General features: G+C 60.3%; 4 protein-coding genes and 1 pseudogene. 3 read left to right on the top strand and 2 right to left on the bottom strand.

Going from position 1 to position 4,485, the window contains the following annotated elements:
* Positions 1–581: 581 nt before the first annotated feature.
* Positions 582–1,003, top strand: a pseudogene (locus IVB01_RS20080) (reverse transcriptase domain-containing protein); the annotation flags it as partial.
* 15 nt (positions 1,004–1,018) lie between these two features.
* On the opposite strand, the gene IVB01_RS20075 reads toward IVB01_RS20080, so the two are convergent.
* Complete coding sequence (locus tag IVB01_RS20075; protein ID WP_247494777.1) at positions 1,019–1,375, bottom strand: helix-turn-helix domain-containing protein; 357 nt, start codon at positions 1,373–1,375, stop codon at positions 1,019–1,021.
* Positions 1,376–1,819: 444 nt separating this feature from the next.
* Between IVB01_RS20075 and IVB01_RS20070 the strand changes: the two genes are divergently transcribed.
* Positions 1,820–2,362: a hypothetical protein gene (locus IVB01_RS20070; RefSeq protein ID WP_247494776.1), complete on the top strand. Its 543-nt coding sequence runs from the start codon at positions 1,820–1,822 to the stop codon at positions 2,360–2,362.
* Positions 2,363–2,365: 3 nt separating this feature from the next.
* On the opposite strand, the gene IVB01_RS20065 is transcribed toward IVB01_RS20070, so the two are convergent.
* The gene (locus tag IVB01_RS20065) at positions 2,366–3,235 is read right to left on the bottom strand and encodes a recombinase family protein (protein WP_247494775.1); all 870 of its coding nucleotides are present in this window, start codon (positions 3,233–3,235) and stop codon (positions 2,366–2,368) included.
* A gap of 896 nt (positions 3,236–4,131) precedes the next feature.
* On the opposite strand from IVB01_RS20065, the gene IVB01_RS20060 reads away from it, so the two are divergent.
* The coding region (locus tag IVB01_RS20060) for an IS630 transposase-related protein (RefSeq protein WP_249810909.1) at positions 4,132–4,485 on the top strand (354 nt) is incomplete at its 3' end.

Here is a 4,485-nt window from a genome sequence, read left to right as displayed (position 1 = left end):
CGCTTGCCAAGTCGGCGGCCAGCGTCAATTATCTCCTGGCTCGGCCGCCTCGTCTCATCTTGATTGACGCGCCGCTCTCATCCTGATTGTCGCGCTATACTCAGCCGTCGGCCACAACTTCCGCCGCATCCTCGCCTGGCTCAGAGAACTCTTGGGCCAATTCCTGGAGTTGCTGTGGCGAACGCTCGCCTCTCCAACTCAGCTCAATCCGGCTTCTTAACGGACGACTAAGGATCGAGGAGACGAGCGCAAGCGAATTGTCGAAAGCGTAGGGAAGACGTCAAAACCAAGGGGTAGTCGTTATCTTGGGATCAGTCTGAGCGATACCTGTTTAGGGCTCAGGCGGCGTCCGGCAGGCGAGGTGGCGTGACCTCGGTTCAGGCTTCTGTGCGGACGTGGGCACCTGTATCGCGGTGCCAGGGAATGGTTCAAGTGGAAGCCCCACACGAGTCTGAGTACCAACGCGCGATGCAGGGACGGAGCCGTGTGTAGTAGTGACGAAGACACTGTAATGGTGGCGGAGCGAAGGCACGGCACTGTCCCGCTTGATTGGAAGAACAACCGGAAACGGGAGGACTCTTTTGGGTCAAGCAAAGCCGTATGACATCCCCAAGCGCTGGGTTTGGGAGTCGTACAAACGGGTTAAAGCAAATCGGGGCGCAGCCGGTGTGGACGAGCAGTCGATCGAGGTGTTCGAGGCAGACTTGCAGAGCAATCTACAAGCTCTGGAATCGAATGTCTTCGGGCAGCTACTTTCCACCGCCGGTCAAGCGTGTGCAGATCGACAAAGCGCGACGGCGGTAAGAGGCCGCTACGAATTCCTACGGTGTCGGATCGCGTTGCTCAGGCGGTCGTCAAAGGACATCTGGAGCCGGATTTGGAGAAACACTTTCATCCAGACTCGTTCGGATATCGACCCGGAAAATTGGCGCTCGATGCCGTTGGGGTTGCTCACCAGCGATGCTGGCGGCATCCTTTCGTGCTCGATCTCGACATTCGGGCTTATTTGGATGTTGCGTCATACTACACCTTCAGTTTTTTTGAGAGGGTCGAAGAGGTCCGGAGCAACTGCAGGTACTTGAATTCGTATGCTTTGGCCCGTCCAGCGATAAACGTGAACGGCCTTAAGCTCGCCGCGCTTTACACGTTGCAAGATGGTTTGCCGCGAGACGCCGAGTAGATTCATGGCCTTGAACATCTTCACGTAACCTTCGGGCGCGCTCTCCACAAAGCGCGATCGCAACTCGTCATTGATACGGATGCGCCACGGCGCGCCAGGTGTGATCTGCTCTCCGGCAATGAAGCCATCGTTGAGGCAGCGATGCAGAGTAGAGGGTGCGATCCCGAGAGCGCGTGCTGCTTTCTCGATCGTCATGCACTCGCCGTCCCGCGCTTGCTGTTTCGGCTCGAAGCGTGGGATCTCCCAGTGCGTCCGCAGGCTCGACACACGATGTGCCGTAAACGACAGTCCGGTGGCCGTTGTACGGCCTTGGCGATTGAGGATGCCGGCGATCTTGGCGTCGGGATAATGTGCAGCCAGCCGCCGCAGCAGGTCGATCGTATCGTCGGCGGTGGGATCGGCGATGGATGCGAGTGCGGCAATGGGACATTAACTTCACTGAAGAGACCGCCGCGCCAACGCAGCGTCAGGTGAGCGTTGTATTTATCGCTCGACTCTCAAGGTGACATCGTCGAGCAGCGTGCGGAGTAACTCCTTGCGATCGCGATCGCTCGTCGTGGGAGCGAACCAGAGCTTGAGGTCTTTACCGAGTGCAAGGATCGCGTTGCGTTCTTCGTGCGTAAGCGAGCGCGGTCGGGCATGTTCGCGGTCGAGAGTTCGGATTCGGCAGTCTTCAGTTCCAGCAGAGCGCTTTCCCATTCTGCTTCGAGTCCACGCGCGACGAGTCTATTCTCCGGGGTCCACGGCGCGGTAGCGTCGCTCGGCGCGCTGCGCGTTGTAGCGGGCACGCTCGACGTCGCGACGGAACTGCGCGAGAGTCGTCTCGTGATCGGCGTCGAATTGCTCGATCGCCTGGAGCGAGGCTTCCAGGCCTGCGGGCGCGAGAGCCGCAAGGAACGCTTCGGCGACAGCCGCATCGATCTGCACACCGCCGATGTTGAGGCAGTACTCGCCCCGGCCGTTGACGATGTTCTTGCCGGCGCAGTGATATCCGGGCGCCGCGAACCGGCCGCTGTAGTGTACGGCCAGGCGCCGACCGCAGTGTCCGCATACGGCGAGGCCTTGCAGGAGTGCTGCGCCTTCTCTCACGGCACCCCGCTCTGGTGCGGTCGAGGACGGATGTTCTGCGCCAGGCGCTTCTGGTTCGCCTCGAAGGTATACCAATCGATGTATCTGGCATGATGGTCACGCATGAACACCGGCCACTGCTCGCGGTCGCGTTGTCTGATGCGCTTTCGGATTCGACCGCCCGCATCGCGATAGCATGTCTGCTGGGTGCAGCCATACACATAAACGCCGGCATAGAACGGGTTGGTGAGGACCTGGTGGATCTTTGTGTAAGTTGGGGCGACCCAGCGGAGATCGACAAGGCTGTTGGAGTGCAGCGGAAAGCGCAGGCCTTGCGAGCGGAACCACAGCCACACGCGTCGTGCCGAATTCGGCAAAGCGGTCGAAGACAGCATGGATCGCGGCTTGCACCGACTCGTCAGGATGTAACAGCACCTCCCCGTCGGCGTCGCCCTGTACCAGACCCACCGGCGACCCGCGGTGCAGTTCTCCGCGTGCGGCCTTGTTGCGGATGCCACCGAGCAGCCGCGCACGCAGCACATGCAGCTCTGCCTCTGACATCGTACCTTTGAGCCCGAGCACCAGGCGGTCATTGAACAAGCCCGGATGATAAATCCCATCTCCATCACCGATGAGCGTGTGGGTCAGGCCACATAGATCGAGCAGACGGTACCAATCAGCATTATTGCGCGCTAGTCGCGAGACTTCCAAGCCGAGCACGATGCCCACCTGGCCGAGGCCGACCTCCGCGGTCATAGGTGCGAAGCCGATGCGCTCGGAAAGGCCGGAACCGGAAACACCGAGGTCCTCATCGATGACCTTCACCTGATCGCGTCGCCAACCAAGCCGCCCGGCGCGTTCGGCTAACTCGTACTGACGAGCAGTGGACTCGCGATTATGCTCGACCTGCGTCGTACTGGACTGACGCACGTAGACGATTGCGCATCGGCGTAGGTGCTCAGCGGTGATCTTGCTCTGTTCGTTCATCGTTGTGGTCTCCGGCAGTGGCGATTGCTCGGGCGATTAGTCGGGCGAGTCGCAGCACGAGATGTGCGCGCTGTTCTTTATCGAGGGCCTCCCATACGGGTACGACACCGTGCTGAGGTGGTGGGTCGAGAAAGCTTAGCTGCTGCATGGCTGTCCTCCGATTCCGGTGGCAGGACAGTATGCGCGGCATCCAATTGCCGCAGCAAAGCGTCGACGATCGTCCGGGCGTGCAGCAGCTCGGCGTGGGAAGCCAGGAATGCCGCTCGAGCGCATTGCGGGCTTGCAGGCGGTAAATGTTGTGCGATAGGCAGATCTGTCTACGCGGCCGGTACAAGGGCACGGGTACCATCGGGCAGTACAAGCGTCAGATGAAGTTCGCCGCGTCGATGACACCAGCCAAGCACATTAAGCCAGATCCCTCAAAGGGATGGCGCGACCGAACGATGGTCCCTGATCGGGATAGTCGTCGAGATGATGCGCGCGGTGGTGGGTAGTCTGTCGAGTAGTCTTTCGACTGGGTTGAGTACGAGTGGTGTTGCGGATGCTGGCGCACAAGATCGCCGATCCTCACATCTTGCGGCTCATCGGGTTGTAGCTGCGAGCTGACGTTATTGAGAGCGGCAAGAAGCAAGAGACGGACAGGGGCACGCCGCAAGTGCGAGCATCAGCCCGCTCCTTGCCAGCATCTTCCTGCACTACAATCTCGATCTTGACTCATCAATGGCGTCGCCGCGCACTGGATCTGGTGGGTTATCCACGTTTCCAAACGCCAAGGATTGCCCGCGCCTCTGCCGGTGTTGCGACGCTAGAGCATGTTGGGGACGGAATTGAATCGCAGGGATTCCCAAAGGGAGCGAACCGTGATTCATCCTTGAGGCCGGAGGGGGCCGACAGGGATGGCGCATGGAGAGGCTCTTCGCATTCGGGTGATCAAGGCCGTCGTTGAGGATGGCCGTTCGCGGAACGAAGCGGCTCGGATATTCCGGGTCGGGATCGCGAGCGCGATCCGCTGGGTGAAGGCGTTCCAGGAAACGCAGCGCACGGCGGCTTTGCCGACCGGCGGTGACCGGCGTTCTGTGCTGAAGCCGCATCGGGACTGGCTCTTGGAACTTTGGCGCAAAGAGAACGATCTGACGCTCGATGCGATCGCCGAGCGACTGCTTCGCAGGCATGGCGTCGAAGCCGACAAGTCGATGCTCTCGCGCTTCTTTGCCGGTGAGGGCATCAGCTTCAAAAAAAACCGTGCACGC

It is taken from the genome of Bradyrhizobium sp. 164, assembly GCF_023073715.1.
GTDB lineage: Bacteria > Pseudomonadota > Alphaproteobacteria > Rhizobiales > Xanthobacteraceae > Bradyrhizobium.
Note: the sequence above shows the minus strand (reverse complement) of the source record. Positions and strands in the feature narration are given on the sequence as shown.

Excerpts from the sequence above, each read along its gene's own strand:
- IVB01_RS20065 (WP_247494775.1), bottom strand. The coding sequence starts at position 3,235 with ATGAACGAACAGAGCAAGATCACCGCTGAGCACCTACGCCGATGCGCA.
- IVB01_RS20075 (WP_247494777.1), bottom strand. The coding sequence starts at position 1,375 with ATGACGATCGAGAAAGCAGCACGCGCTCTCGGGATCGCACCCTCTACT.
- IVB01_RS20070 (WP_247494776.1), top strand. The coding sequence starts at position 1,820 with ATGTTCGCGGTCGAGAGTTCGGATTCGGCAGTCTTCAGTTCCAGCAGA.